Origin of the sequence: Microbulbifer sp. TYP-18 (genome assembly GCF_040932045.1) — a bacterium.
Taxonomy (GTDB): domain Bacteria; phylum Pseudomonadota; class Gammaproteobacteria; order Pseudomonadales; family Cellvibrionaceae; genus Microbulbifer.
On the sequence record NZ_JBFRBC010000006.1, the window covers coordinates 49,532 to 76,031 of the forward strand.

Annotated in this window: 20 protein-coding genes; 4 read left to right on the plus strand and 16 right to left on the minus strand. The window is 53.5% G+C overall.

Annotation, left to right across the window (positions count from 1 at the left end; all coding sequences use genetic code 11):
* Window positions 1-45 precede the first annotated feature (45 nt).
* Window positions 46-753 (plus strand): TetR/AcrR family transcriptional regulator, encoded by a 708-nt coding sequence (locus ABVT36_RS07630; RefSeq protein WP_368456020.1) that lies wholly within the window; start codon window positions 46-48, stop codon window positions 751-753.
* Window positions 754-1,086: 333 nt separating this feature from the next.
* On the opposite strand, the gene ABVT36_RS07635 is transcribed toward ABVT36_RS07630, so the two are convergent.
* The 10 genes from ABVT36_RS07635 to ABVT36_RS07680 form a co-directional block, all read right to left on the minus strand.
* Window positions 1,087-2,286, minus strand: a complete 1,200-nt coding sequence (locus tag ABVT36_RS07635) for an AGE family epimerase/isomerase (RefSeq protein ID WP_368456021.1) — start codon at window positions 2,284-2,286, stop codon at window positions 1,087-1,089.
* 47 nt (window positions 2,287-2,333) lie between these two features.
* Window positions 2,334-3,308: a carbohydrate kinase gene (locus tag ABVT36_RS07640; protein ID WP_368456022.1), complete on the minus strand. Its 975-nt coding sequence runs from the start codon at window positions 3,306-3,308 to the stop codon at window positions 2,334-2,336.
* Between the two features lie 169 nt (window positions 3,309-3,477).
* Window positions 3,478-4,581 (minus strand): ABC transporter ATP-binding protein, encoded by a 1,104-nt coding sequence (locus ABVT36_RS07645; RefSeq protein WP_368456023.1) that lies wholly within the window; start codon window positions 4,579-4,581, stop codon window positions 3,478-3,480.
* Window positions 4,582-4,604: 23 nt separating this feature from the next.
* Window positions 4,605-6,215 carry an FAD-dependent oxidoreductase gene (locus ABVT36_RS07650; protein WP_368456024.1) on the minus strand — a complete coding sequence of 537 codons (1,611 nt, stop codon included), beginning with the start codon at window positions 6,213-6,215 and terminating at the stop codon, window positions 4,605-4,607.
* Window positions 6,212-7,741 (minus strand): DUF4127 family protein, encoded by a 1,530-nt coding sequence (locus ABVT36_RS07655; RefSeq protein WP_368456025.1) that lies wholly within the window; start codon window positions 7,739-7,741, stop codon window positions 6,212-6,214. Before ABVT36_RS07655 ends, ABVT36_RS07650 begins: the two co-directional genes overlap by 4 nt.
* Complete coding sequence (locus tag ABVT36_RS07660) at window positions 7,738-10,317, minus strand: hypothetical protein (protein WP_368456026.1); 2,580 nt, start codon at window positions 10,315-10,317, stop codon at window positions 7,738-7,740. Before ABVT36_RS07660 ends, ABVT36_RS07655 begins: the two co-directional genes overlap by 4 nt.
* An 11-nt stretch (window positions 10,318-10,328) precedes the next feature.
* Window positions 10,329-11,156, minus strand: coding sequence for a carbohydrate ABC transporter permease (locus ABVT36_RS07665; RefSeq protein ID WP_368456027.1), 828 nt, complete (start codon window positions 11,154-11,156; stop codon window positions 10,329-10,331).
* Window positions 11,153-12,151 carry a carbohydrate ABC transporter permease gene (locus tag ABVT36_RS07670; protein ID WP_368456028.1) on the minus strand — a complete coding sequence of 333 codons (999 nt, stop codon included), beginning with the start codon at window positions 12,149-12,151 and terminating at the stop codon, window positions 11,153-11,155. Before ABVT36_RS07670 ends, ABVT36_RS07665 begins: the two co-directional genes overlap by 4 nt.
* The gene (locus ABVT36_RS07675; RefSeq protein ID WP_368456029.1) at window positions 12,141-13,085 is read right to left on the minus strand and encodes an ROK family protein; all 945 of its coding nucleotides are present in this window, start codon (window positions 13,083-13,085) and stop codon (window positions 12,141-12,143) included. Before ABVT36_RS07675 ends, ABVT36_RS07670 begins: the two co-directional genes overlap by 11 nt.
* A complete protein-coding gene (locus tag ABVT36_RS07680; RefSeq protein WP_368456031.1) occupies window positions 13,078-14,385 on the minus strand; it encodes a sugar ABC transporter substrate-binding protein in 1,308 nt (435 codons plus the stop codon). Before ABVT36_RS07680 ends, ABVT36_RS07675 begins: the two co-directional genes overlap by 8 nt.
* Window positions 14,386-14,530: 145 nt before the next feature.
* Here ABVT36_RS07680 and ABVT36_RS07685 point away from each other — a divergent pair, with 145 nt between their 5' ends.
* Together ABVT36_RS07685 and ABVT36_RS07690 are read left to right on the plus strand one after the other, a co-directional pair.
* On the plus strand, window positions 14,531-15,265 hold the full coding sequence (locus tag ABVT36_RS07685; protein ID WP_368456033.1) for a GntR family transcriptional regulator: 735 nt from the start codon (window positions 14,531-14,533) through the stop codon (window positions 15,263-15,265).
* Entirely contained in the window at window positions 15,262-15,996 is a 735-nt protein-coding gene (locus tag ABVT36_RS07690; protein ID WP_368456034.1) for an N-acetylmannosamine-6-phosphate 2-epimerase, read from the plus strand. The genes ABVT36_RS07685 and ABVT36_RS07690 overlap by 4 nt, the downstream gene beginning before the upstream one ends.
* A gap of 74 nt (window positions 15,997-16,070) precedes the next feature.
* Here the strand turns inward: ABVT36_RS07690 and ABVT36_RS07695 are convergent, their stop codons facing one another.
* From ABVT36_RS07695 to ABVT36_RS07710, 4 genes are all read right to left on the minus strand, one after another.
* The gene (locus tag ABVT36_RS07695; protein WP_368456036.1) at window positions 16,071-16,934 is read right to left on the minus strand and encodes an aldose 1-epimerase family protein; all 864 of its coding nucleotides are present in this window, start codon (window positions 16,932-16,934) and stop codon (window positions 16,071-16,073) included.
* Window positions 16,935-17,082: 148 nt separating this feature from the next.
* Complete coding sequence (locus ABVT36_RS07700; protein WP_368456037.1) at window positions 17,083-19,776, minus strand: TonB-dependent receptor; 2,694 nt, start codon at window positions 19,774-19,776, stop codon at window positions 17,083-17,085.
* A gap of 952 nt (window positions 19,777-20,728) precedes the next feature.
* A complete protein-coding gene (locus ABVT36_RS07705; RefSeq protein ID WP_368456039.1) occupies window positions 20,729-21,871 on the minus strand; it encodes an SO2930 family diheme c-type cytochrome in 1,143 nt (380 codons plus the stop codon).
* Window positions 21,864-23,165 (minus strand): parallel beta-helix domain-containing protein, encoded by a 1,302-nt coding sequence (locus tag ABVT36_RS07710; RefSeq protein ID WP_368456040.1) that lies wholly within the window; start codon window positions 23,163-23,165, stop codon window positions 21,864-21,866. The genes ABVT36_RS07705 and ABVT36_RS07710 overlap by 8 nt, the downstream gene beginning before the upstream one ends.
* Before the next feature lie 290 nt (window positions 23,166-23,455).
* Here ABVT36_RS07710 and ABVT36_RS07715 point away from each other — a divergent pair, with 290 nt between their 5' ends.
* Complete coding sequence (locus tag ABVT36_RS07715; protein ID WP_368456041.1) at window positions 23,456-23,992, plus strand: hypothetical protein; 537 nt, start codon at window positions 23,456-23,458, stop codon at window positions 23,990-23,992.
* 58 nt (window positions 23,993-24,050) lie between these two features.
* Here ABVT36_RS07715 and ABVT36_RS07720 read toward each other — a convergent pair whose 3' ends face one another.
* The gene (locus ABVT36_RS07720; protein WP_367149176.1) at window positions 24,051-24,647 is read right to left on the minus strand and encodes a Yip1 family protein; all 597 of its coding nucleotides are present in this window, start codon (window positions 24,645-24,647) and stop codon (window positions 24,051-24,053) included.
* A 415-nt stretch (window positions 24,648-25,062) separates the two neighbouring features.
* Window positions 25,063-26,136, minus strand: coding sequence for a branched-chain amino acid aminotransferase (locus ABVT36_RS07725; protein ID WP_368456042.1), 1,074 nt, complete (start codon window positions 26,134-26,136; stop codon window positions 25,063-25,065).
* Between the last annotated feature and the right edge of the window lie 364 nt (window positions 26,137-26,500).

Genomic DNA, 26,500 nt, shown 5'->3' on the forward strand with positions numbered 1-26,500 from the left:
GGCCCACTGAAAATACCGATCAACAATAAAAACAAGGATTGAGCCATGACTGTGGATGAAGGAAAGTCTCAGCTGATTTACCGCGGACGCCGGGCCCAACGGGCAGACAGCCGCCAGCGCCGCCGCGCCATTCTCGAAGCGACCCTGCGGCTGGTCGTAAAGGAAGGCATCCGCGGCATACGTCATCGCGCCGTCGCCCGCGAGGCCTCAGTACCCCTTGCCGCTACAACCTATTATTTCAAAGACCTCAACGACCTTATCAGTGACGCCTTCACCTATTTTGTGGAGCAGGGGCTTGAACATACCCGTCAACTGCGGGAAGACAGTTTCAATGCTGTGCGCAACCTGTCCGATGAGGATCGGGGCTCCGGCCTGGGCCGTAAACTGCTAACCCAACAACTCACCAGGTTTGTATTGACGCACGTGCGGGGCCAGGCCAGTCATCGGGAGTTTCGCCTGATCGAACTGGCGTTTCGCAATGAAGCACTGCGCAACGGCCAATTGACCCGCGCCATGCGCATGGCCAACCAGGCCACACAAGCTTTGATCCAGGAATTCTTCAATTTGCTGGGGCTCGCGGACCCGGAAGCCGCTGCGCAGATAGTGCACGGTACCATCCTCCATTTGGAGTATCAGATTCTGAGCGGTTCCGTCGACATCGATTCACCGCTGCTGGAACGCACAGTTACCATGATGCTCAAGGGTTTGATCCCGGCCACAATCGCCACATCGGAAAAAGCGTCAACATTTTAACTCCGGTATGAATTCTGGAAGTTAGAAATTTGCTTGCAGTGTTTCTGCGTGCACAAACCCACTTTCGACAGTCGCCGTCTTGTCAGCTGCACTGCACAAAGCTAACCCCTTCCGGAAATGGAGGAAAGTCGCTGAATGTCAAATTAATTCGACCAACAAAATAGGACCATCTTAGCACCTGCCAGTAAAATGTGCTCGAGAAATTCCGATCCAGTTTAATTGACAGGTTTTTTTAAGTACCTTGCGCAAAAGCTTGGAAAGCAAGGGGGGACAGCCTGCCCGGGAAATTTTAACTCTGGCAACTGTCCGGCCAAACTACGCGTGTAAGATATATCATTCTGTAGAAATCACATCCAGCACTGCCCAACAGGCCCCAAGAGTATGGTAATCACACTTTGCCCCGGCAATACTTTTTTCTTCCGAGTATCTTTGATTTCTGCAATTCAGCAGGCGATACCAGGCACCATTGTTATGGTCCACAAAATGTTCCCAACTGTATTGCCAAATTTTGTCGTACCACTGCCAGTATTGCTCATCGCCGGTGACCTTAGCCAATAGCGCAGCGGCCGCAAAAGACTCTGCCTGGACCCAAAAATATTTGTCGTCGTCACAAATACTGCCATCGGGTGCATGGCCGTACAGGATACCGCCCCAATTCCTATCCCAGCAGCGCTTCAACGCATGGTCGAACAACTCTATAGCACGTTGCACCATCCAGCTTTCGGGTCGAACCCGGTACAGTAAGAGTAATAATTTGGCCCATTCGGTTTGATGCCCCGGCTGAAACCCCCAGGGGCGGTATAGATTCTTCGGATCATCACGGTTGTAGCCCCAATCGATTTGCAGATCTTCGGTGAAATGCTCCCAAATCAGACCATTGCTCTTATTCGCCAGATTGACGGCGATAGTCTTGGTTAAATTGTAGGCACGATTAAGAAATACACTATCACCGGTGGCGCAATGGGCGACGAGCAGGGCTTCGCAGCAATGCATATTGGCATTCTGTCCTCGGTAGTCAGACAGCGAACGCCAATCAGCTGTGGCCTCATCAGCATAAAGACCCTGCTGCGACTGCCAAAATTTTTCGTTTAGCAGATTCCAAGTAAAATACAGCTCATCGCGAACATCTCCTATACCACTTTTGACGCAGCTAGCCAGCGCCAGTATGACAAACGCCAACCCGTAACAGTGGTTGGTCTGATCCGCGGGCTGATTGTTATCAAGTACCCAGTGGTACCCTCGCCGAGTATTGTCCCAGTGGCATTCGCGCAAATATTGCAATCCCACTTCCGCCAGCGCCTTATAGTCGGCTTTCCGGCCAGTCACTATGCAATTGTCGAATGCTCTGCAGTAGTTGAAAATCATCCTGGTAGAGCTGACCAGGTGCTTGTGTCCTGGGGCAAAGACACTGCCGTCGTCGCGAAAATTCTGATGAAACCCACCCAGTTTCTTATCGAGTACTTGGGGATGATAAAATGCGAGAATGCTGTCTATGTGCTCACGCAAAAATTTTTCACTGCGAAAATCCGGCATCGGCTGAGGGTCTCCTTTTATTTTTTGTAAGAACTGACTATTGCCAGCTATCTTTGCTCTAAAAAAATATTTAAGTTCTCCAGCGTGGGTAATGCGGCAAATGCACCCTGCCTGGAAACGGTGTGAGCACCACAAGCACAGGCGAAGACCAGCGCATCCCTGTGCTTCCCCAGAGCCAACCACTTGGGAAGGCTATCGGATGTCACCCCCTGCAAGGCCAGTTGATGAATAAAGCCTCCGATAAATGCGTCGCCCCCGGCCGTTGTATCTACCGCAACGACCGCCGGTGCCTCCACCTGCCCGGTCCCCATTTTCGTCGTCCACTGCACTGGCTTAGCACCATCGCTCACAAGTATCAGCTGCGGTTGATGGTGCTGCAATTGCTGGGAAAGATAGTTGGACTGGTCACACGCGAGGTACTCCAGCTCCTCCCGGCTGAGTTTTACAAGATCTGCTAGTGCGAGCAATGCATTGACCCGGTCGCGATCCGCTTCTCCCCCACTCCAAAGGTTGTGACGCAGGTTTGCATCGAAACTCACCAGCCATCCCGCTCGCCGCGCACAGGATACAGCCGCGACAGTTGTAGCAGCGATGGCTTCCTCCGTGAGGCTATTGGAACAGACATGTAAAATACCTTGCCCGACGAAAGTACCCGGAGCAAAATCCTCGGGACAGAAAAGGAGGTCTGCCGCTGGCGGGCGATAAAACTCAAAACTGCGCTCACCCCCAGCATCCAGTGACACAAACGCCAGTGCAGTCCTGGCCTTTTTGGTAAAACGCAGGTAGTCGGTATGGACTCCTTGACTCTGCAATTCTTCATACAGGAAGTGGCCAAACAGGTCGTCACCCAACATGCCGGCAAAATAGGCCTCACCTCCAAGTTTGGCCACAGCCACCGCAGCATTAGCCGGTGCGCCACCAGCGAATTTTGAGAATTGTTCAGGTTTGTCAAATGCGGCCTCACCAGATACCCGGTTAGAGAGCATATCGACCAGAGCCTCGCCAAAACAAACGACTTTCATCGCAAACTGTCCCTATCCATACACTGCCCCTATCCATATTCTGCAACTGCCTAGTTTCCTGCCATCCATTCCTCTACACTATGCTACCAAGTGGACTCACTCTATTGTTGCAGCCTACACATCTGTGTTGCCCTCCCCAAGGCTACTTTTCAGTCCTAAACAGCAGTTTTCAAGAGGCTATTAAACCCCGCTGAGCCTTTTGCCGGGATATTACTGTACCATCCCTATCAAACAAATAAGCATCGCAAATATCAAAACCGAGCCGAACTGTGTCTCCACTACGGGGCAGCTGTAAATCCTGAGTCTGTACACAAAGGCGTTGCCCCGCCACCTCGCAATAGAGAAAACTGATAGATCCCAATTGCTCTACAGACTGTACGCGCCCTATCAGAGGGCCTTCAGTGGTCAATTGCAGATGTTCGGGACGTAACCCGAGCGTAATGGACTCGCTATTTTTCAGCTGTCTTTCGCCCACCGGCGCCGCCAGACTTAGGTCACCCAGTTGTAGCGCAAGCTTTCCCTCTCTCGAAACGCCGGGCTTCACTGTGATAAAATTCATCTTTGGCGAGCCGATAAACCCGGCCACAAACTGATTAACCGGATTAGTGTAGAGCGCCATCGGAGTTCCCACCTGCTCTATCCTCCCCTGCCGCAGAACGACAATACGATCCGCCAGGGTCATGGCTTCCGTCTGGTCGTGGGTGACGTAAATCATGGTCGCACTCAGACGCCGGTGTAAATCGGCAATCTCCGCGCGCATTTTTACCCGTAGCTCTGCATCGAGGTTTGACAAAGGCTCATCGAACAAAAATACATCCGGATCCTGTACCAGTGCGCGACCGATGGCAACGCGTTGACACTGACCGCCGGAAAGTTGACCCGGTTTTTGCTTGAGGTATGGACCCAGTTGCAACACCTCACTGGCGCGCGCCACCTTTTGCGCTATCTCGCGCTTTGGCACTCTGCGCATCCGCATACCAAAACTTAAGTTTTGCTCGGCGGTCATATGCGGATAGAGAGCATAGGACTGAAACACCATCGCCACCTTGCGCTGGCTTGGTGGCAGCACGGTGACGTTGCGGCTGCCAATGTGCACCTCTCCCTCAGTGACGGATTCCAGTCCGGCGATCATACGGAGCAAAGTGGATTTACCACAACCTGAGGGGCCAACAAAAACTACAAATTCTCCCGGCTGGATCTGAAGATCGACCCCGTGGATAGTTTGGGCAGTGCCAAAACGCTTTTTGACCGATACGAGTTGTAAGTCTGCCATCGGCAACCCCTCAGGTAACTTCGTTAATCTTGAGCCGACCGGCTGGAGATATGCTCCGGCCAGTGCAAGGGAACGCCCTTGTTCTGCAACAATTGCTGAAAGTCGGTAGTGTGTGACTTGATGCCATAAATATCGGCAGGCAGCACTTGTTTAGCCAGGCAGAGCGAAGCCAAAAGTCCAGCCACTTCGCCCACCAGCCACTCGATGGGATGTACTCGAGTGGCTGCGTTGACCAAATGAGTAACTCCAATGTTTTTGCTCGCCGGCAGTAAATTGTCCACATCGACTGGAATAAACACCCCGAGTGGCAACTCAAATGGACGCACCGCGGCATTGGACCCCATACCGGACATACAGGTAGGGTGAATATCCATGTTATACAGGCCAATGCCAACACTATTACCCTGACGCAGAGGTCGCCAGCCGCTCTCGCCCGATGGCAACAGGATATCCCGCTGGGACAGGGTCTGTAGCCCCACTATACGACGGGATTCGCGTACATATATCTGCTGCGCGAAGCCATCAGCAGTCCCCAGAAATTTTTCCGCAAGTACCAACTCGGGAAATCCGCGGCCAACTTCGCCCAGGCTGCTCCGGGGTGCTTCCGTTTGCAACCAATACACAAAGCAGCGCGTGAGAGCTTTAGCTGCTGCACTGACTTCATCTTCACCCGAATCACAGCCGTCCAACAATGGCTTTAACGCATAGTCATTCTGGGCCCAATTGATCAGGCTTATATCTTGGCGCTCCTGCCCCTGCCAATTGTGGGCTGCAACGATGCGCCGATAACGCCACAGATCCAGAGTCCTGTCCGAGTAATCACCCATGAATGCGGCGGTAGAAAAAAACGGTAACTGAATAGAGCCGAATCCTTCATGCCCCGGCAGCTGGTTAGAAAAAATTCGGTGATCGTAATGCGGCAACTTGTATTTGTGCCAAAAATCGTACTCTGCTGGGCGGGCAATAGGTGCGGACGGGTGGTCAGCGCGGCCTAGTGCACAGACAAACGTCACCGGCTGCTGATCCATCCTATCTGCATGCTCCGGCGCCTGGGGTTCATCAAACTCTTCTCGGGACTCTTTGCCCAGCCGGTAGGGAAGATCCGCCAGCTTTAACAGAGCTCCGGTGTCAGTACCATCGATAAAATAGACGGCGCACAGACGCACTTTGCGCCGACCTTGTGCCACTGTTACCGACTCTAGGCTGCGCCCGTTGCGCACAGCAGTCACCGGTCGCGCGGCCTCGATTAAAGTAAGAAGACCACTGTCTATAAAAGGCCGCAATAAGGAGCGCAGATACTCCTCTGCGACCGCCGGTTCGAAGCATAGACGACTCACCCAACCATCACCGGGGTTGCAACCCTCGGTCATCGATGTGTTGTCGACAAATTCCGGTTGGGTCAAGTAGTGTCGGCGAACCGCTGCGCGAAAAGCACGGTAACTCTCGGAAGCACCAAAAAATTCTATATGCGGATGCTCGTCCGGCGGGACCGCTTGACTGGTCAACTGCCCCCCTATCCAGGAAAATTCACTTGTCAGCAATGTCCGAATGCCGGCCCGACACAGTTGCCAAGCAGCCATCACACCGCCCAGGCTTGCACCAATCACTGCGACTTGGACAGAAGTTTGCTTCACCTTTCGCGCCTCCCTGCCGCCGACGGCTTCAGGGCGGTGTGCAGGCCAACTTCAAAACTGCGCGACCAGGGAAAATAAACACTTTCGAGGGAAACATCCGCAAACCGGTGTGCGCGCAACCATTGTTGAGCCATTGGCAGATAGAGTGTTTCCAGTGCAGCCGGGTCGCCGTCACTCGTCTGCGTCTCACTCTGTTGCGCCCGAAGTGTTTGGCGAAACCGCGCCTGGTACAGATAGTCGTCCAGTAAACGAGTAGCCAGCAGGTGCCGATTGTGCCGGCCCTTGGCATCGGCGACGGAGTATCCGGCCACAGCACACAGCTGTGCCACAAGGCTGCCAATGCTATTGCTGGCCGTATTCCAGCCGCTATAGGCGCACAAGTTTTGCAAACCGGCGGCGCTCTCCAATTCAACGAGCAACTCGGGATCACCTCCATTGGCGTAGGCTAAATCAAGCAGTGCCAGTGGCTTTTCAGCCCGCAACAAAATCATCTGGATTTTTTCCAACCACTGCGGATCGATACCCAGGTCTTCTTCCAATGGGTACTGCATAGCCCAGTCACCCTGGACGGGGCCTCGGCAGTTTACAGCGATGAGAACGTCTGCACTTTGAGGATCCACTACCAACTCGGTACCGGCAGCTTGCACCTGGCAATGGATGGACTCCAAAACCGGGCGGTCTTCATAGCGTGCCACCATGCGTCCTAAGGCTTCAGGATGATGCAGCACCAACGCTACGCGAATAGGCTCTAGCCACCCCAGTCGTTGCAATTGGTGCGCTAAAAGGGTATAGACCACCTCATCCGCCCCGGGGAAAATGCGCACTTGATCTGACAGGCCACGCTCTACCACTATTTGTTGCAAGCGGCGGCGCTCAGCGATATTAAAACCATATTCAGCTGTGTCGTCCTGGGGCAGGATGAGCCGGTCAAATACGCCTTGCTCAACCAGTTCCAATGCTCGCAAAGTAATTGCAAAATTGCGCGCCCGGGTATCCAAATAGTCCCGCCGAACAGATTCGGGAATCCGATTGCGAAAAGCCTCCGCCCGCTCTCGGTCCTGGCGGTTACCCTTGCACTCAAATCGGTCCGAGTGAAAAGACCAGGCCCAAAGATCGGTGCCATACTCGGCCCAGTAGAGCTTCTCCTCCTCGTTTTCATTGTTGTTCGATATGCGCATCGTCGCACAGAAGCCATACAGGGGTTTATCGGGGTACTGACGCTTCAAATCTTCCAATAACTTCAGTCGGACACTGAGAGATTCAAACTCATCATCAATAAACCGGCTCGGAACCAACCCCCCGTACACCAGCATATCCAGGGAAATAATAAAGCCCTGTACCTCTCCGGCATATCGCGCAATCCATTCCACAAGCGACCCCCGGTCTGCCGGGCGACGAAAGTGACCGAGCGCATTCACCGGTGGACAAAGCAACTCACAGTCGGCAATCCGCGCAAGCATTTGTACCTGCTCCCGGGTAACCGGGCGGCCGTCTACCGGCAGGGCCAGAATCTTGCAATTACTCACAACGCTCCCCCGCCAAAAGGCAGTTTCGCGAGGGGAATAATGAAAGTCGCTATCTGGTGTGGTGTCACCACCATGGTCTCGTTCAGTGCTCTACCAGAGAGATCCACGCGGGTAAAGCCGGCGGTGTTGAATTTCGCCTCAACCTGACCCCCGCTGGGGTTCCAGAGGCGTAACTCCAGGGTCGGAACTCCATCCCACTCAATGCTGCGCAGACTGCTGACCTGCAGCGAATTTTCTTGCAAATGTAGTTCCGGACACGCTGTGGCCACATGACCGCGCAACCCCATGACAGGTTTACGCCAAGAATTAGCGCGATTGAGTAAAGTTCGACTCTCTGGCTTTTGTAAAGTAAAGGCAAATTCAAATTTGTGCGGACGCAGGCATTGGGCCTCCGGTGTCGCCAAGTTGGGGCCAGCCCCCAATCCACGGGTTTTCAGGTCTGTCCGTGATAACCAGCCAACGCTGCGGACGAGCGTTACGGCCAGGCGATCCTCCCCCGCCACCGAAACGATCTCACCTTCATGAAGTCCGCGATGCACAAATCCCAGCGGACCTGCAGTGATAGCCGACTGTGAAGGAAATACCGCAACCGGAGCTTCTCTTTGGCCACTTACTGGTGCGCTGTCTCTATAGACTTTCGCACGCTTGAGCCAGTGGAAGGCACAGTCAGCAGAGGTATCAGCCACAAGCTGACCCAATGCGAAATGCAAACGCAGGCGCTGATCCCGGGCGTTATTGTGCCAGTCCAATTGAGCCTCGATAAGGTCGTCGTCTGGCATCAGGCGAAGTCTTAAACGGCCGCTGCTTTCAACTCGCTCATCTTGAATATTGCGCTCCTCTGTCAAGCCTTGAGGCTGGCGTAACCGGAACCCAATATCGAGCACCTGAACTTGTACCCCCAAGTTCTCAGAATCAAAGCACCGGCCGCGAGCGCTGACAATTTCCGCACGATACTCTTTCTCACCCACTGGCGAAAAATTGTATGTATCGCCAGCGTCCATTTCACTTACCAGAGACAGCATATCTTCATAGCACCGCCCGCTTCGCTTATCTGTCAGCTGGAGCCAATCTCCATTAACGGAAATTTGGTAGTAACTATTCTCTATCCATTCCGCCGCTGCTACGGCAGGCTTAGCCCAATTCGGCTCTATGGCTTCACAAGCCACCATTTGCAAACCCGACAGTCGGAAGTTTATCGCCACCAAATAGCGATACCCTGCTACTTTTTCCGGAAAATCGTCCACCGGAGAATGAAATTCACTGCATTTTTCTGTACCCAGCAATACCGTGGGCAACGACTCTCCAGCCACTGTCCGCAGGGTAATATTGGTGCGCTCCCGCCCGCTCAAGAAGAGGTCGAAGCATTGCCAACCCTGGCGGGATTTTGGCGAAGGATTAAATAAGGTGAATTGGCTGTCGTCGGCAAACGGACTGGGGGCACCCCAGTTCCGGTGCGCACTTAAACAATCATTGCGCATCCCCAGCGCCATTTGCGCCTGGTGTTGCAGCGCGTCCAACCGTTGATGTAACTGACTGAAACGCACTTCCATTTCCCGGTGCACCTCATCAATACTGCAACCGCAAATAGAATCGTGGGCCTGTTGCTCAATCAGGAGCTGCCAGGTTTTTTCCAGGTAATGGCGTGGGTACTGCTCGGGCTGGCTAATTGCCAACAATGGCTCAATCTGGCCTGTCAGCCGGTCTTCCACAAGCTGGTTTTGAACTTTTAAATATTGGCGTGTGGAGAGAACATCTGGCAACACGAATGTAAGTTGATTATCCCTTAATTCGCCGTTCACTACCGGCAATTCGAGCCGTGTGCCATTGCGCCGCAATCGTCCGATATGGTCCTCCAGACTACGCTGCACCAGCCGGTATTCGTCCTGCTCTGCATTGTATAGGTCGATTTTTTTCTGCAGGTCTTCTACAGTTAATAGATGGTCACCGCCCTGGGTAAGAAGTAATTCACCACCACTACAGTTCACTATTTTTTCCAGGTAGGCATCCAGCGCACCGCACCAGTCCGCCGTGTTGAATGGATGCTGGTAATAACCTTCGGTCAAAAACGCGGTAAAAATACTACTGCCATTTGGGGCTTGCCATACCACTTCAGACTGTTTCGCATCAATGCCACGCCAAACTACGGCTTCATCAATTCCGAATTCGCACAAAATCTGCGGCATTTGCGCAATATGCCCAAAAGTGTCCGGCAAATATCCTATTCGCTGGCAGTAACCATGCTTGGCAGCACGTGCCATACCCAACTCCAGGTTCCGGACCAGTGACTCTCCGGAACTTAGAAACTCATCGGCCATAATGTACCAGGGGCCAATAACAATATGTCCTGCTTTCACATACTGGGACACCCGCTGTGCAAGCACCGGCTCTGCAGCCCGATAAAAATCCTCTATGGCCGAAACCTGACCGTCAAATAAAAAGCCTTGTAATTGACCAGCGTCCAGTTGTTCCACTACATGTTTCATAACCCGGAGTAGCCTTGCCAGGAAGGTCTGATGGGGGTAATACCACTCCCGATCCCAGTGGGTTTGCACCACTACAGCAACATCTTTGGTCATGGCCAACCCCCTCAACCTTTCACCGCACCGCGCATCGCGCCTTCGATAAAATATTTTTGACTGAACAAGAACACCACAAGTATCGGTATAATTGAGAAAACTGCTCCCGCAGCAACCAGACGCCAATCCATTGAAAAGGTATTTGCCAGCCGGTTCACACCCAGCGGCAGAGTGTAATAAGCCGGGTCATCTAAAATGATCAATGGCCACAAAAAATCTCCCCAAACAGCGATAAAACTGAAAACTGCCAAGGTTGCCAATGAGGGTTTCACCAGTGGCAGCAACACAAACCACCAGATTTGTATTCGACTGAGTCCCTCCAGTATTGCCGATTCTTCCAGGGCCTTTGGTATCCCCAGAAAAGCTTGTCGCATTAGAAACACGCCAAATGCTGTGCAGGCGTGTGGCAACACGAGACCAAGGTACGAATTTTGCAATCCCAGGTTAATGGCAATGTTGTAGACTGGGATCATCAGCAGCTGGAATGGGATCATCATTGAACTGAGCAGCATCAAGAACATCAAATTTCTACCACGAAATTCCATTCTCGCCAGCGGATAGGCGGCCAGCGAGGCAAAAATTAGATTCGCACCAACTGACAACACAGCCACCAGCACACTGTTCTTGAGGTATAAAAGGAATGGCTGCGTTTCCAGAACACGGTCAAAATTTTGTAGTGTCGGCTGTTTGGGCAGCAGCGATGGAGGATAAGCAAAAATGTTCTCACCGCCCGATTTGAGTGCAGTGGACAATAACCACAGAAAGGGCCCCATGGTCAACAGCGCAACACAGAGAAGCCCCAAATAGCGTCCCGCCATGGCCATAGCAGAACTATTCATCGGTCTTTTCTCAGCAAAAACAAATTAATCATCGACAGTATCAACGTCAGCAGGAACAGCACTACTCCAGCAGCAGATGCATACCCCATCTCGAATTCTTCAAAGGCTGTTTGGTAAATGAAGTAGACCAGGGTTTTAGTCGCATCCAAAGGACCACCCTGGGTCATAACATAAACCTCCTCAAAAACCTTCATGGCCGCGATGGATGACATTACGGCAACCACAGCAATGGAGGGTTTTAGCATCGGAATGGTAATAAACAGCGTCTGCCGCCAACTTGACACGCCCTCCACTTCCGCCGCCTCGTACAAGTGCTTGGGTATAGACTGGAGTCCAGCGAGATAGATCACCATGTAATAACCCAGCCCCGTCCAGATGGTAACCGCCATCACCGAAAAGAGTGCGTTTGCAGGTTCGGTAAGAAACGCCACTGGATCATCGGTTATTCCGCTGCTGAGAAGAAAGTAGTTGAGAATACCCTGCTCCTCATAAACCCACTTCCAAATCAAACCGGTAACTACAAGCGAGGTAATTACCGGAAGATAAAATATGGCTCTAAATAGCTTTACCCCAGGGATGGATTTATTGACCAGCAGCGCAAGGAAGATTGGTGCTATGACCAGTACAGGCACAACCACCAATAAATATAAAAGAGTATTTTTTAAGCTGTTCCAGAAAAATGGGTCCTGTAACAACATTTTGTAATTATTTATTCCCACAAACCGGGAGTCAGTTATCATATTGTAATCCGTGAGGCTGGCTGCAAGCGCATGCAACATCGGATACAAGACAAAGGCGCCGATCAAGGAGCAGGCCGGCAATAGGAACAGGTAGGGCGCCAAGTCACTGGCAATTGATCCGCCTGCCGAGCCCTGTCGTTTGCTGAAATTCAAACGACGGAGCAGTGCGCTATCTACAACTGCCGGGGTACCTGTATCCAGCACTGAAGGATTACTCTCTAACGCGGTTTCACGACGGGGACCTTCAATTTGCATAAACATTCTCCGCGGGTTCCATTGCCGCTCTGATCAATGCAGCGGCACCTTGGACACCAGCATCGCTGTTTAATCGTGCAGGCTGAACGGAGATAGGCAGCGGGCAACGTGATAATTTATCGTTCAAAAGGGGCCACCATTGGTCCTGTGCCTCAATCAAGCCGCCGCCGATCAAAAAGATGTCGGGGTCCAGAGCCCAATACTGCTGCTCCAACACCATTACCAGAAAATCGCAAAATCGGTCCAGGCCCATTAGGGCATGTGTCTCGCCCGCTGCAGACGCCTCGAGTACTGAGCGGCCATCGGTGAACTCACGCGCTCTATTCAGGTGACTGGTAATATTTGCCAGCCCCGAACCGGATACCAGGCTTTCCAAAGGCACTATGGCTCCTGGCTCCCATGGGCTCGGCACCGGCATACGTCCAAAGTGGCCGGCCGCCGCGTGCGCACCACTAATAATCCTACCCCTGTCAGCCAGAGCGCCACCCAGGCCGGTACCTAAAGTGAGCATTACCACACGCTGACTATTCAGAGTAGAGTCGACACTGAGTTCACCCTGCAAAGCGCAGTTGACATCATTTTCCACCACAACCGAAGTGCGGAATTTGCCCTGCAGCCACGCAGCTAATGGAGTACCGCGCCAACCGGAAATTGCATCCGTTGCATCCAAAATGACTCCGTTGCGCGAATCGACAATGCCGGCGGTGGAGATGCCGACTCCATCCACCGATACGGCCACTTTATTTTTCGCTACCCAATCAAAGGCCTGTGCCAGCGCCGCCTCCAACGTGGCCAACACTCGATCACGCCCTCCGTTGGCCGCGCTGGAGACCTGGTCTACATATTGTATTCGTAACTCGCGATCGAATACCGCGGTTCGGATTTTGGTTCCCCCCAGATCCGCTCCAATATACAAAGACCCGGCGCTATTCATTTCGACAATCCTGATCGGAGCGGTCAACGCCCGCGCGATGGTTGCGCCTCTCGCTTTGAAGAAAGTGGCTCCATGTCTCACTAGTACGTTTAACCGCCTCTTCGACGGATAGTTGCCCAACCATCGCAGATTGCAGGTTGAATACGAAACTGGTCCTTAGCTTGCTGTAATGCGGCAGTGGTGGCACCAGAACTTCGCCCTTGAGAACCTGCTGGGCCGAAAGGTAGCGTGCACGATCTATCAAACTGGGATTGTCCGGTAGCGTAAAAAACGAGTCCCTATAGCTGTCGGCAGTGGAAGGCAAGATGGGTATTTGTCGCGCGAGCGCCATTTGATTCTCGTGGTTGCTAACGAATTCCGCAAATTTAAAGGCAAGGGCCTTGTGTGCCGACGTCTTAGGCACAGCCAAATTCATTGCCGCGACGTTGCTCTTGCTGCTAGCACTCTTCGGCTCCGAGGCCACACCGATATTCGCGTACAATTGCGGGGCATTAGTGCGAATTGTTTGCAAAAACTGCATCCCGGTAACGATCATCGCCACTTCTCCCGACTGAAAAAGGTCAACGGCCTTTTGGTGCCCTTCGGTCAGCACATTTTTCGGAATCAAACCCTGCTGGTATAGATCGCGATAGAAACGGAAGAAGGCTTCACCCTGTGCATTGTCAAAGCCCACTGCCCTGCCATCAGCCGCCAACAGGGGTATACCCATCGCCATCATATCTTCCAGAGGCCCACTGCCATCCATCGCCGGGAAATAGGCATATTTATCGAGAGTTTCGTGCAGACGGCGCGCAACGGCTAGCAGCTCGACATAGTTCCTTGGTACACTCACGCCAGCGCCAGCTAGTAGGGCGCGGTTGTAAATGGTGATTGTGGTAGAGAGGTACCAGGGAATGGCGAAAGCCCGGCCCTCAAAGCGGTTGGCATTCCAGATATTGGGTAGATAGTTGGCAATCTCTCCTTTGCTCAGATAGCACTCTGGATTTGCCAAAGCGCCAAACTCAGCCAGCTTGGCGGAAAACTGCGGATTGAGGTTAACCACGTCCGGAGCAGTACCAGCCGCGACCGAGGCCAGCATTTTTTTCTCCATCTCCTTCCAGGGTACATCGACCCACTTGACTCGGATACCCGGGTGTCGAAGCTCAAATTCGTTAATCAGGCCGTGTACATAGTCGTCGTAGAAAGGCGACAACTGCATAGTCCAGAACTGGATCTGAGTGATAGCAGCCGCGTTACTGGAAACTCCCACCATAAGAGTGACCAGAAGCGCCCGCATAGTTGCAGCAGGACTGACTCTCATTATTAAATTCTCACTGAGGTTGGTACGACTTTAACGAACTATGCTTTCCAAATCAAACCATTTGGTATACTATCTGTAAAGTCTCAACAATAATTTCACACCAAACGGAAGTATTGGTTGTTTATCTGCCGGAAAAAGATCCCCCATGGCAATGACACGCAAGCAGCAGCGCCTGCACCAGCAATTGCTTCAACTGATCGATCAGCAGCCTCCGGGAGCGCGCCTGCCAGGTGAGCGGGAACTGGCGGAACTCACTGAGGTGTCCAGAGACACCTTGCGCCGTGCGCTCAAGTACCTGGAGGAATTGCAACGTATTGAGATCCGGCAGGGTGCCGGCATCTTCGTGCTCGCCAAGCCCCTGGCAAACCAGCTCAGGTTGATGTCATTTAGCGAAGAAATGCAGCAACTGGGCCTGAAACCCTCCAACCGGTTACTGTTCAACGATGTCGTTAAAGCCGATGTCAAGATCGCCAGCAAGACCAATTTGGCTCCCGGTGCCGAGTTGTTTCTGGTACGCCGCTTGCGACTGGCGGATGGTTGTCCCGTAGCTATCGAGCGCGTATACCTGCCCAAGTCGATCTTTCCCGACCTCGATATTGAAGAACTCCATACCAGTTCGTTGTACGACCTCCTGCACCGCCAATATGAAATTGTGGTGGACCAGGCCAAACAGCAAATCAGCGCCACAGTAGTGAATGAGGAAGAGGCAGACCTGTTGCAAATTCCCACCTTCAGCCCCGCCCTGTTAGCGGAACGCACTGTCTATGATGAGCAGGGCCGTATTATTGAACTGGCCAAAAGTCTGTACCGCGCTGATCGTTATCGATTCAACGTGCTGGTCCAACGCAATGGCACAAGCCTGGCCACGGTATACGAATGATGAATCGTGCAGCAAATGCCCCGATTGCCGCCATTGATGCAAAGCTCAAAACGGGGCTGATCGTATCCTGCCAACCCGTAGATCGCGGCCCCATGGACTGTGATGACATAGTCCTGCGATTCGCCAAAGCTGCGGTTGCCGGCGGTGCAGATGGACTTCGAATCGAGGGGATCTCACGCCTCGCCAAAGTCCGGGTGGCACTGCCGGGCACATTGTTGATCGGTATCGTCAAACGGAACCTGAACGACAGCCCGGTGCGCATCACCGCCCTTTCCGAGGATGTGCGTGCGCTGGCACAGGCTGGTGCAGATGTTATCGCCGTGGATGCCACTGAACGGGTAAGACCGGAGCCGGTCGCCATCCTTATCAGTCTAATCAACCAACTGGGCAAGGTCGCCATGGCTGACTGTAGCCGTATGCACGAAGCGGAGCAGGCCTTTGCGGCTGGCGCCGCCATTGTTGGCACTACCCTCTCCGGCTATACCGGGGGACCCATTCCCCGAGGGCCGGACTTTGAGTTGTTACAGGCCATGGCTGCAAAGTTTCCACGAGTGATGGCAGAGGGGCGCTTCAATACGCCGGCGCAATGCGCCCAGGCCAAACGCCTAGGTGCCTGGGCGGTAACCGTAGGTACAGCCATCACCCGCACCGAAGTGGTGGCGCAATGGTTTGCCGATGCCATGGGAAACAGTGTGGACAACGACAACCGCTCCACATCGGTGATTACCTGACTGTTGACCCTAGAGAACATGCAAGAGCAGCCACTACTACTTTTAGTAACCAGTCAAACTACTTTTATCGCCGGTTAGCAAAAAATCTGGTAGCCACATCGAAAAATCTCCCTTGAAGCCAAGGCCTGAAAGCCTGGTTTTTGCGCCAGATTTTCCGGTGCCACATTTGTGTCGTCGGGTGTCAGCCAGGGCTCAACACAGATAAAGGGTGCATTGGGCTTCGCCCATAGGCCCAAATATGGCAGACCACCGGTATTCATAACCACCAACTGCTTTCCACCACTGAGTATCTGAATATAAGAGGACCGCACTTGAGAAAAAATGATCGCATCGTTCTCAAATGTGCCCGAGTGCAGCCGCAGACACTGGCCATCCAGGTCCACAGGCCCGGCCTCACTCAGCAAGCCGTTGCGAATCCGGTGGCAATAAGGGCGCTCGAGCCGGTCGAACAGCACTTCGGCCTCAGATTTCTCCATAGTGGCACCCGGCAGAGCGAAGGCGGGATGTGAACCAATAGAAAAATACATGGTATCGGAGCCAGTGTTTTTTACCTGATAAGCAACACTGAGCACTTGAGCTTCCAATGAGAAGGTAACCTGCAGACAAAAGGCAAAGGGATATACGGCACGTGTTTGTGCGCAGTCATGCAACTCGAGGATAAGCTCCACCCGATTGTGTCGCACCAGGGAAAACTTTTTGCCGGCAGCAAACCCATGAATGGGCATAGGATAAAACCTTCCCCGATGGCGAAATCCTCCGGTGCGCAACCTGCCCACTACCGGAAATAGAATGGGGGCAACCCCGGACCAGACTTTGGGGTCGCCACTCCAGAGAATTTCCCTCTCGGAGAACTTGTCTTTTATATTGCGCAACTCGGCGCCGCGGGGAGCTACCCGCACCACAAGTAAATCGTTTTCCAACTTTAAATATTGTGTCAATTTACCTGGCACTCAGGTTATTCACAGACCGATCCCCAAGCTTTTTAGCTGTATTGCAAAAAATCCAATTTCCGCTGGAAAATAAAAATGGGGGCTAGTGCCCCCGCAAGAAAAAGGAGGCCGCGCAATGAGCCTCTACAAGGTAAAATCAGTCTAACTGATAGGTCACACCAAACACGAAACGTGTATCGTTTTCGTAAAGAGATGCCAACTGTGCCTCTTCAATATGATACTGGCGAATCTTCTCTCCGGTCAGGTTGACTCCCTCCAGATTGAAACTAAGCCGGTCGTTCAGCGCATAGTTCGCAGAGAAGTCCAGCTGCCCGTAATCGTCAGTCCAGTACTCGTTGCCGAAGAAGTGGACATTGTCGAGGTAAGAGGAGCGGAAATTATAGGACAACCGTGCGCTGAAACTATCGTTTTCATAGAAGGGCGAGATGTTGAACATATGCTCGGAATTACCCAACACCACACCGGAACCGGGCTTGTTGAGTGGGTCCCGCTTTTCCGAGCTTTGCGCATCGGTATAGGTATAGTTGGTCACCAAACCGAAATTGCCAAACATCTGTTGGTAGCTGAGTTCGACCCCCTGAACTTCCGCACCCACACCGTTATCCAGTTGGGTAAATTCAATATCAATAGTATCGTTAAGCAGCGGATCGAAGCGCTGCTCAGTCGTCTTGACCGCAGTGGGGTTGTTACTGATGTCCTTGAAAAAATAGGTGGCGGACAGATAAGATCCCTCACCAAAATACCACTCATAGGCAAAGTCGTATTGATTTGCCACCGTCGGATCCAGTTGCGGATTGCCGCGAGTACCGGCCCGGGTCAGAGTGGAATAGGTTTCCTGATAGGCGATGTCATTGAACGTCTGACGAGCCATGGTACGGCTGGCGGAGAAGCGCAGCTTCATTTCGTCATTTAATTCGAAGGTCAGGTTCAGATTCGGGAGGATATTCCAGTAATCGTGGCCAATGGAATCCCAGCGCAGATTGTAATCGACACCGGCATTCCCCAGGGTTCCGTCGTAGCCGCCAACTAGCTGGCCCGCGACAAATACGTCATCACCGTTCTGCCACGTATAGCCACTCGAGGTCAAATCAGTGTAGACAACCCGAACGCCCATATCGCCAGATATGCGCGCGTCAAGGTCAAATTCCGCCATTACATAGGCTGCGGTAATGTCCTCTTCGATTTCCCAAGTGGACGCCAGTACCGGCACGCGCGCACCGCTAAAGGCCCCAGTGGGGTCGAACCGTCTGTAGGCTTCACCGAGATCAAACAGTGGGTAGCCATCAATAGATTCGCTACCGGCCAGCTTGTCAAGGGTAGTCTGCTCACCATTCCACTGCGTAAACCAGCGCTCTTCACCCGCTTTGATTGAACCATCTGGGTTGCGCTGATCATCGCGCCACCAATGGAAAGAGGTGAGGTACTGTTTCTGACCCTTGGTATGATCGCGCAGAAAAACACCGGTTTTGACACTCTGGAAGATGTCGCCATCGAGCATCAACTCGAAGTCAAAGCCACCATAATTTTCCTCGTCGCTGTACTCGGTGCCTATTTCATTAAACCAGGCGAGCTGACGCTGGCCACGTTCCTGTTCCGACTCCTGGCGGTCACCCTCGATGTAAAGCCCTAAATTCAGATTTTGGTCAAAGGTCACGCGGTCCATATAGTTGCGCAGCAACATATAGCGCTGGCGTGGCGTACCTCCGTCGGAAGTACTGCGGCCGAGGCGGCCACTCAATACATAGTTATCGCCAGAGTAGTCTGCAGTCCAATCATAAGACCGGGTTTGCATGGAGGAATCGCGCCCAAACCATTGGGTGTGTGCTTCGGGGCCGGCGCCAAGGGAACCGTCTTCCCCTACACTGGGCAGCGCCTGACCGGCCACCACGCCACCGCCTTCGACCACAGCGCTGCTGGCATCGAACATACGGTTGCCACCATCGTTAAAGGTAGCGAGATAGGAATAGTTTTGATTGTTGGCTTCCAGAGACGTATCAAGGACATTCAATGTTGTCTCGATACGGGCGGTAGGGCGCCACTGCAGAGATGCCAGAGCCGTTTCCCGCTGACGATCCTGAACGAAAATTGCGTGATTTACAGTTTTGGGGAACCAGACTTTGCTATCGGCGGGGTCGCCCGCTACACCCGGCACTTGTACGCGATCATAGCCAAGTGTTTCGCGACCGATGCGGGTCACGCTACGATCCTGGCGAGTCAGCGATATCAGTGCCCCAAAGGTTTCGTCTTCGTTCTTCCAGGAGTAAAGGCCACTAAATTGGGGATCGATTTCACCGGAAATATCCGAGTACTGTGCCTCGGCATTCAAAGACAGGGTATTGGCGTTCAATTCCAGCGGACGGCGGGTTTTCAAGTAAACGGTACCGCCAAGCGAACCCTCCTGAATATCCGCCTGGGGCGACTTGTAAACCTCCAGTGAGGACACCACACTGGAAGGCAGGATAGAGTAGTTGAAGGCGCGGCTGGCGCGATACAGTGTGAACCAGTCCACGGAGGTGACAGAGGCCCCGTTCAACAACACCCGGTTCTGGCTGGGGTCGGTGCCCCGCACGGCGATTCTCTCACCCTCACCGAAATCCCTTGTTACCGACACCCCGGTGATACGGGACAGCGAATCAGCCACGTTTTTGTCGGGAAACTTGCCTATATCTTCCGCGGTAATTGCATCGACGATTGCACTGTTATTCCGCTTCGCATCTACACTGCTCTGTAGACTGCCCCTTATGCCGGTAACCGTCACTTCCTCAAGACTATCACTTCCCGGCTCACTGCCAGATTGGGCGGCCGTTATGGGGGTACCCAAAATCGCCATGGAAATACAAGCCGACAGAACAGAATATTTTGTATTTAGAATCACTATTATTCTCCCATGCGATTATTTTTTAGTCGTTTTCGCGTGAAGGTACACACCTATTTTCACACCACTGATAACAACAAGCATTTAAACCGTACCAATTGGTATGAATATCTATCATCGCATGTCTGGGCGGAATATCAATCCCTTTTTCAAAATTTCTTTGATTTCAATGAAATTAACTTTGTAGTTAGCCCCCATAAATGCAGTTAACTTATTGTTATATCTGTTTTTTTTAAAAAAATGCCAGAAATGCCTATAAACTTGATCACATTTTGGAAAAGCTTTAACGGCTACTGATCAATGGATCAACTAGCAGGTGGCTCGTATATTGGATTGATAGATTGATGAAAAAGCAGTCAAATCAGACCACTGGTAGAGTAGATAGGCGAACAACGCAGGAGACGATCAGCCGGGCCGGATTCCCAATGGAAGGCCCTCCCTGCCGCCTGCGCCCAATAGAAACTTGGGCCGCTCCCAAGATGAGGCGGTCGAGTCACAGTGTATTTAAGCCATTTATACCGTCACCGGGAAAGTGCTCCGACCAGGGGTTGGGAATACGGCGCTACTTATACCGCGTGACTATTGGGATGATTCGTGCCGCAGACTGAGTCGGTGAGCGCAGCAGCTCAACCACCTGTATTTAGGAGTAACGCCTTGTTGCGTAAGCCAAGCCCTTATTGACCGTTCAATTCGCAGTTTCCGAGCCCCTTGCACCCCGCTCAATCAGACCGCGATTCCGAGTGGGCAGTTGATTTTTTGACCGCTGGCCCTCGCAGATTTTTGGAAAAGGCTGCCCTGGCTGTCTCAACCTGGGTTTGCTACACATATCCGTAAACCTTCCACAGCTAATCAAACCACTACAAGCTTGATTTGCGGGTCAAACATTCCGGTTCGGGACAACAGTCTGCTAGGAACAACTACCCGACATGGCAGCGATCCATTCGCGCAGCAGTTCTGCACCCTCCTCATGCGCGAGACTTCGTCCCAGTTCCGGCATCATCGCCCCGGGATCGGTGGACTCGACCCGAAAATTGAGGATGGAGTCCTCCGGGTGTCCCGGCACTATTGCAAACAAGCGATTGCCGCTGCCGGTTCCCGCGGCCACCGGTGGCTTACACAAGCCCAGACGTCGGCGGTCGACTTCGGCATGATGCAACATCAGACCTGAAGTATCCGCTGCGCCGGAAGGGTTGTGGCAGTGGCCGCAGTTGATGTCCAGGTAGGAGCGCGCGCGTGCTTCCAGCGGCAAGCTCGTATCTGCAAAATCCGCATTGCGAGGAATCACTTCCGCCCCCGGCAGGCCACTGAGATAGCCGATCTGCTGCCAATGCAGTAGTTGGTTCTGAACCCCGTTGGCATAGCTGTAGTCCTTGTTCAGGTGCCTTGCCCTCGGCCCCAGTGGCATAACGGCTTTTTCAGTATGATTGTCCGCGTGACAACCGGCACACTGGTTAGCATCGGGTACCACATAGGTGAAGCTCTGAGTTTCCCCATTGACGCCGACCAGCATCAGCGGCGCAGTATCACCGGCGATCTCCAACACCGCATCGGTTTGCGCAGCATTCCAAACATAGGGCAATGCCTGCCAACCATCGACCCGCTTGATCAGCAGTCGGGTCTCCATCAACCGCACCCGGCCCAAATCCAGTGTTTCACCGGTTTTGCCCTGCACATAATCGCCGCTGTGATCCTCCGTGCGCAGTACCGCATCGCCGCTATTGCGCGGATAGTAAAAGGTCTTGGTAATGATGGTGCCCACTGGATAATCGAATCGCTCATCACCGTACTGTGCCGCAGTGCCCTCCGGCATCCACAGGGTGCGCAGCTTGTGCGCATAATCCGTGAATAGCGCCGTGTTCAGATCGTAAGGAACCACACCGTCGGCGAGTCGCAGTTCACCACCGGAAGCTTCAACCAGGTGCCAGTCACTGAGATGATCCGGCACCGCCTCGCGAGCGTGAATGGTGACCTGCTGGCGCGGCGCATCGCAGCCACCGAGCGCGATAGCGAACAGCGGCGCCAACGCCCAACCGAGGGAAAAACTACGCATCTGCGGCCTCTACCTGGACGACGTCCACCTCTTGATCCGCGGGCTTATCAAACTCCAGTTCGATACGCGGTAACTTCGCCAGGGTACACTGGTGTGGTGCCAGTTCTGTGGAGATATTTTTAAAATCATTGGCGGCATCCACGTTAACAATACCCGCATCGCCGTTGTCTATGCAGAGTTTTAGCGCCGTCGGCAACTCGCCCTCCACCAGCTTCGCCTGATCCACGACACCATCCCACAGAATATCGGGCAAGCTGCCATTGAAACCGAACTTGGCCAGCTTGAGTGCTTTCAATTCCAGGTGATCCGGGGAACTGCCACCGCCCTTGAACTGGTTGTCATAGATATAAATACCTTCGGGGTAAGGATCAAAATCCTTCTGCGTGGATTTATCAGAGTAATAGCCCGCGGTGTAATAGCTGCTGACAATGACATTGGCGGTATCGTTATCGGCGATTTCGTTATTGAAAATTTCCACATTGTCATTGGAGTTGATCACTATACCGGAGCCGGCAGGTACCGCCGCTACGGGAGTGCCCTCATGGCCAAAATTGTCCACGTTGTTTGCGAAGACTTTGTTGTCGTAAACACGGGTGCTATGGCCTGGTTGCGGCAGGTTGGGCATATTGAACACCAGGATACCGCCGGTGTTATTGGTAGCAATATTGTTATATACATCCGCGCCGATGGTATTTTCGATCTCTATGCCCGCCACATTATATTCAGCGCGGTTATTGCGCACTATGACATTGCGCGACTGCCCCACATAGATACCCGCATCAGAGGCTCCGATAGCCACAGTTCCCTCCACCAGGGTATTTTCCGTTTGCACCGGGTAAATGCCATAGGCACCATTTTCGGTGGCAGGTCCGTTGGTCCATTCGACCCGGATATTACGGATAATGATGTTCTTGCCTTCATTCACCTTTAGCGCGTCGCCGATGGTATCTTCAATGGCGAGGTCCTCAATGGTGAAATCGCTGGCATTAACCAGCAAACCCTCGGCTCCCTGAATCTGGTCTTTGAAAGAGAGCACGGTTTCGTCCATACCGGCACCGCGAATGGTGACCCCGTCGACGTTCAGCGACAGACTGCGGTTCAGTTGGAATTTCCCTGCCGGCAGCTCGATCACTTGACCGGGGCGGGCGGAGATGAGCTGTTTGAGCAGCTGCTTCTGGAAGTCGGCGGAGGCCGACTGGGACTGTGGTTGTTCGCCATCGGGGTCAGATTCCGGGGCACAGCCGGCGGCTATCAGCACGGCCAGTGACACACCCACGTATGCTGCGATCTTCATGGTGTATTCCTTGTTATTCGAGTTTTTCCGCCCGACGCACTCGGATTCTGCCACTCATTGACTTAAACGGTACGCCTGTACCAATTAGATTGCAGATATTGCTGGAGACGCCAGTCGCCCAAAGAGCTTATCCAATCGTTCCGCGGTGGGCAAGCGCGCCGGTGGAACTGATTCTTGCCGCGAGGCCCACCCCGGGTTAGTGTCTGTGGAGTCTCTGCTTAAACGCCCAGTTTCCCGGCGGACTGAGTCGGGATTTTCTACAACCGTCAGCCTGGAAACCAAAGATCACCATGAATGCCCGAGCCTTTCTTTTCCTGCTTAGCGCCTGCTGCAGCACGGCAGCATCGGCTGACGATCTGCTGGAACTGCAGATAGTCACTCCATCCGGTGACAGGCTCACTGCGCGCCAGGGGCTCGACAGTGACTTCGATGCTTTCAGCTCCGGAGTGATCGCGGGCGAAGAGGCCTCCAGGGAATACCAGGCCATCCGTTGTGACGGCCCCTGGGGAGCGACAAAATATCACCTGAAACTCGCAGAGGGGCCCGGCTATGTCCTGCGCGCTGAGGGCCAGCGCCTGCTCCTGCAGATTGTCGAGTATGCCGTCGTCAGTGCCGATGCCAATATAGAGGCAATGAGCATCCACTGTACCGATATGGAGCCGGTGCAGGTGGCGAGATCCCTGGTGGAAATTGAACTGGAACGCGGCAGTGCCACATCGGAACAACGGCAGCTGGCCAACGGTTACCAACTCCTGCTGCGCTACAACCCGGGCGGGGCTGGAACAGAAGTCAGCAGCCGGTTGGCGCAGGATATATCGACTGACTAGGGCCGGCTCACACTCACTGAGCTGGCCCTAATGCCTGAAGCCGGGTATGGGGTCGAGGTCAGTGGAATACCGGTGCAGACACGAAACTCCAGAACAACACAGTTCCCACCATGACCAGCACTGCCATTACCAGTGATACGGTAACTATGGCGCTGGCGAACAGAAAACCGCGCTCTTCCGATACCCCCATCACTATGGGTATCCCCAGATACAGCAGGTAAACCGCATAGGCCGCCGCCCCGGTAGCGAGCAGAATATCCAGCCACAGCAGCGGATAAAAACCGGCGGCGCCGGCAAGGAAAATTGGCGTGGCGGTAAAGCCGGCGATCACTATACCCTTCATTGGATAAGTTTCAGCGCCATAGGTCTTACCCATCCAGTGGATGAAGTAACCAATGGCAACCACGGCCAGCACCATTGTGCAATAGAACACGGCTACCAGCGACAGGGCGCTCTCACGGGTGATACGCACCGGCTCTCCGCCACCGACACTCCAGCCCACCCTGGTGGTGCCAAAATACCAGGCCAGCGCCGGCAACAGCGCCAACACTATGACATAGGTAATTTGCCGACGGAGATTTTTTTCCGACAGGTTTCCTATTTGCTGCCACTGCCTACGCGGCTGTATCAGCAATCCGTACATATGGCTCAACATCCCGTCTTTCCTCGCTCTTTGCACGGAATTTCGGGGCGAGACCCTGAGACTCAATTTGATCTGGATACTGCCTATCAAAGTGAGAATACCGCAAACAGGTCATTCCCAAAGTTCCAGCCTTTCTTATCTTGCCGCTCCAGTTGTAGCACTTCGGTCGTTCAAGTCAACGACTGAAGGGCGGCTGGCGGTGAACTTTCCCCAAGCGTTTCTGCAGGAAACACTTGGGTATTAAAGATTGCTACAAATTGACCCGGTAATAGAGTCCGGCAGTATCGCTGCAGCAAATAATACAGCAGCGTTTGGGGAAAGCACTAAGGGATACGGGTTAGCGAATATCGCGCTGGGGAACCAGCGCGAAATCAAGTGAAATACAGGAAAGACCGCTTAGAAACAAAAGTGGCGCGCTCTACAGCTATCAGTCGTCTAAAGACACCGCTTCAACCCTTTGCATCCAGCCAAACCGGTCTTCGGCCCGCCCCTCCTGGATATCCAGCAGGGCACCACGCAGCATTTCGGACACTGGGCCGGGTACCTGGTGCAACTGGTAGCTGGCCTCGCCATCCCCCAGCACACTGATAGGGCTGACGATGGCTGCCGTGCCGCAGGCAAAGGCTTCGCTACAGGTGCCCGACTGCACCAGCGCCAACACATCGTCGATATCCATCGCACGCTCGTGTACCACCAGTCCATGATGGCGTGCGATGGCGATCAGTGAGTCCCGGGTCACCCCGGGGAGGATGGAGCCATTCAGCGCCGGGGTGTGCAGTTCTCCCTCCATTACCGCAAAAAAGTTCATCCCGGAAAGCTCATCAATGGAGCGGTGGTCGGCCGGGTTCAGCCACAGGGACTGGTCGAAGCCGCGTTGCTTCAACTGCGCAGTACTCCGCAATGAGGCCGCATAGTTGCCTCCCACTTTGGCGTCACCGGTGCCGCCAGGGGCGGCACGGGCATCCTGTCGCTCAACCCACAGGCGCATGTTTCCAGTATGGTAGGCCTCCGAAGGACTGGCGATCACCAGGAATTCAAACGCATTGCTGGCCGATACGGATAGGTCCGGCTGTGTGCCAAGCAGTATTGGCCGCAGGTAGAGGGACTCACCGCTGCTGGCGGGAATCAGGTTGGCACAGTAGGCGGCGACTGTCCTAACACCCTCCATAAACAGCGACACAGGTACCGCCGGCATGCACAGGCGCTCCGCCGAGTGCGCCAGCCGGTCGGCGTTGCGCTCGGGTCGAAACAGGCACACCTCATTCCCCCGGACCCGATAGGCTTTCAATCCCTCAAAACAGGATTGCGCGTAATGCAATACTTTTGCCGCCGGGTCCAGAGCCAGGGGGGCATAGGGACGCAGTTCACCACTACTCCACACCCCGTCCTGGCAGGTTGCGCGAAACATGACCGGCGCCATTACAGAGCCAAAACCCAGCCTCTCCGGTGGCTCGAAGCCGCGCAAACAAGCTGCAACGGCGGGATCAATTGTTACACTCACCGGGACTCTCCTGTAAATCTGACGCGCCGATTATCGCCTCTCACGGCAAGCAATCCAAATGCGCCGCCCAAGCATCTGTACTAGTGCGCACAGCACAACCCTGTTAAACCGATGCTGCTAGGACAGAAACACCAAAAATAACCGAATTGCTCCATAAGGCCATCACGCTCGCAGGTCGTCGGGAACAGGTGTGCCGGCGACTACCCCAGGGGCACTGAGGAAGCCGAAACCGGGGGGGGATATTCGGATCCACAGGTGGCCACCACTCAATGCAGTTGCCTGTTGACGTATTTTTTATCCTATTTTTGTGATCCATGCACGGCTTTATATTCGGACGATCAAACCGAAGTGATGTTACCCTCCG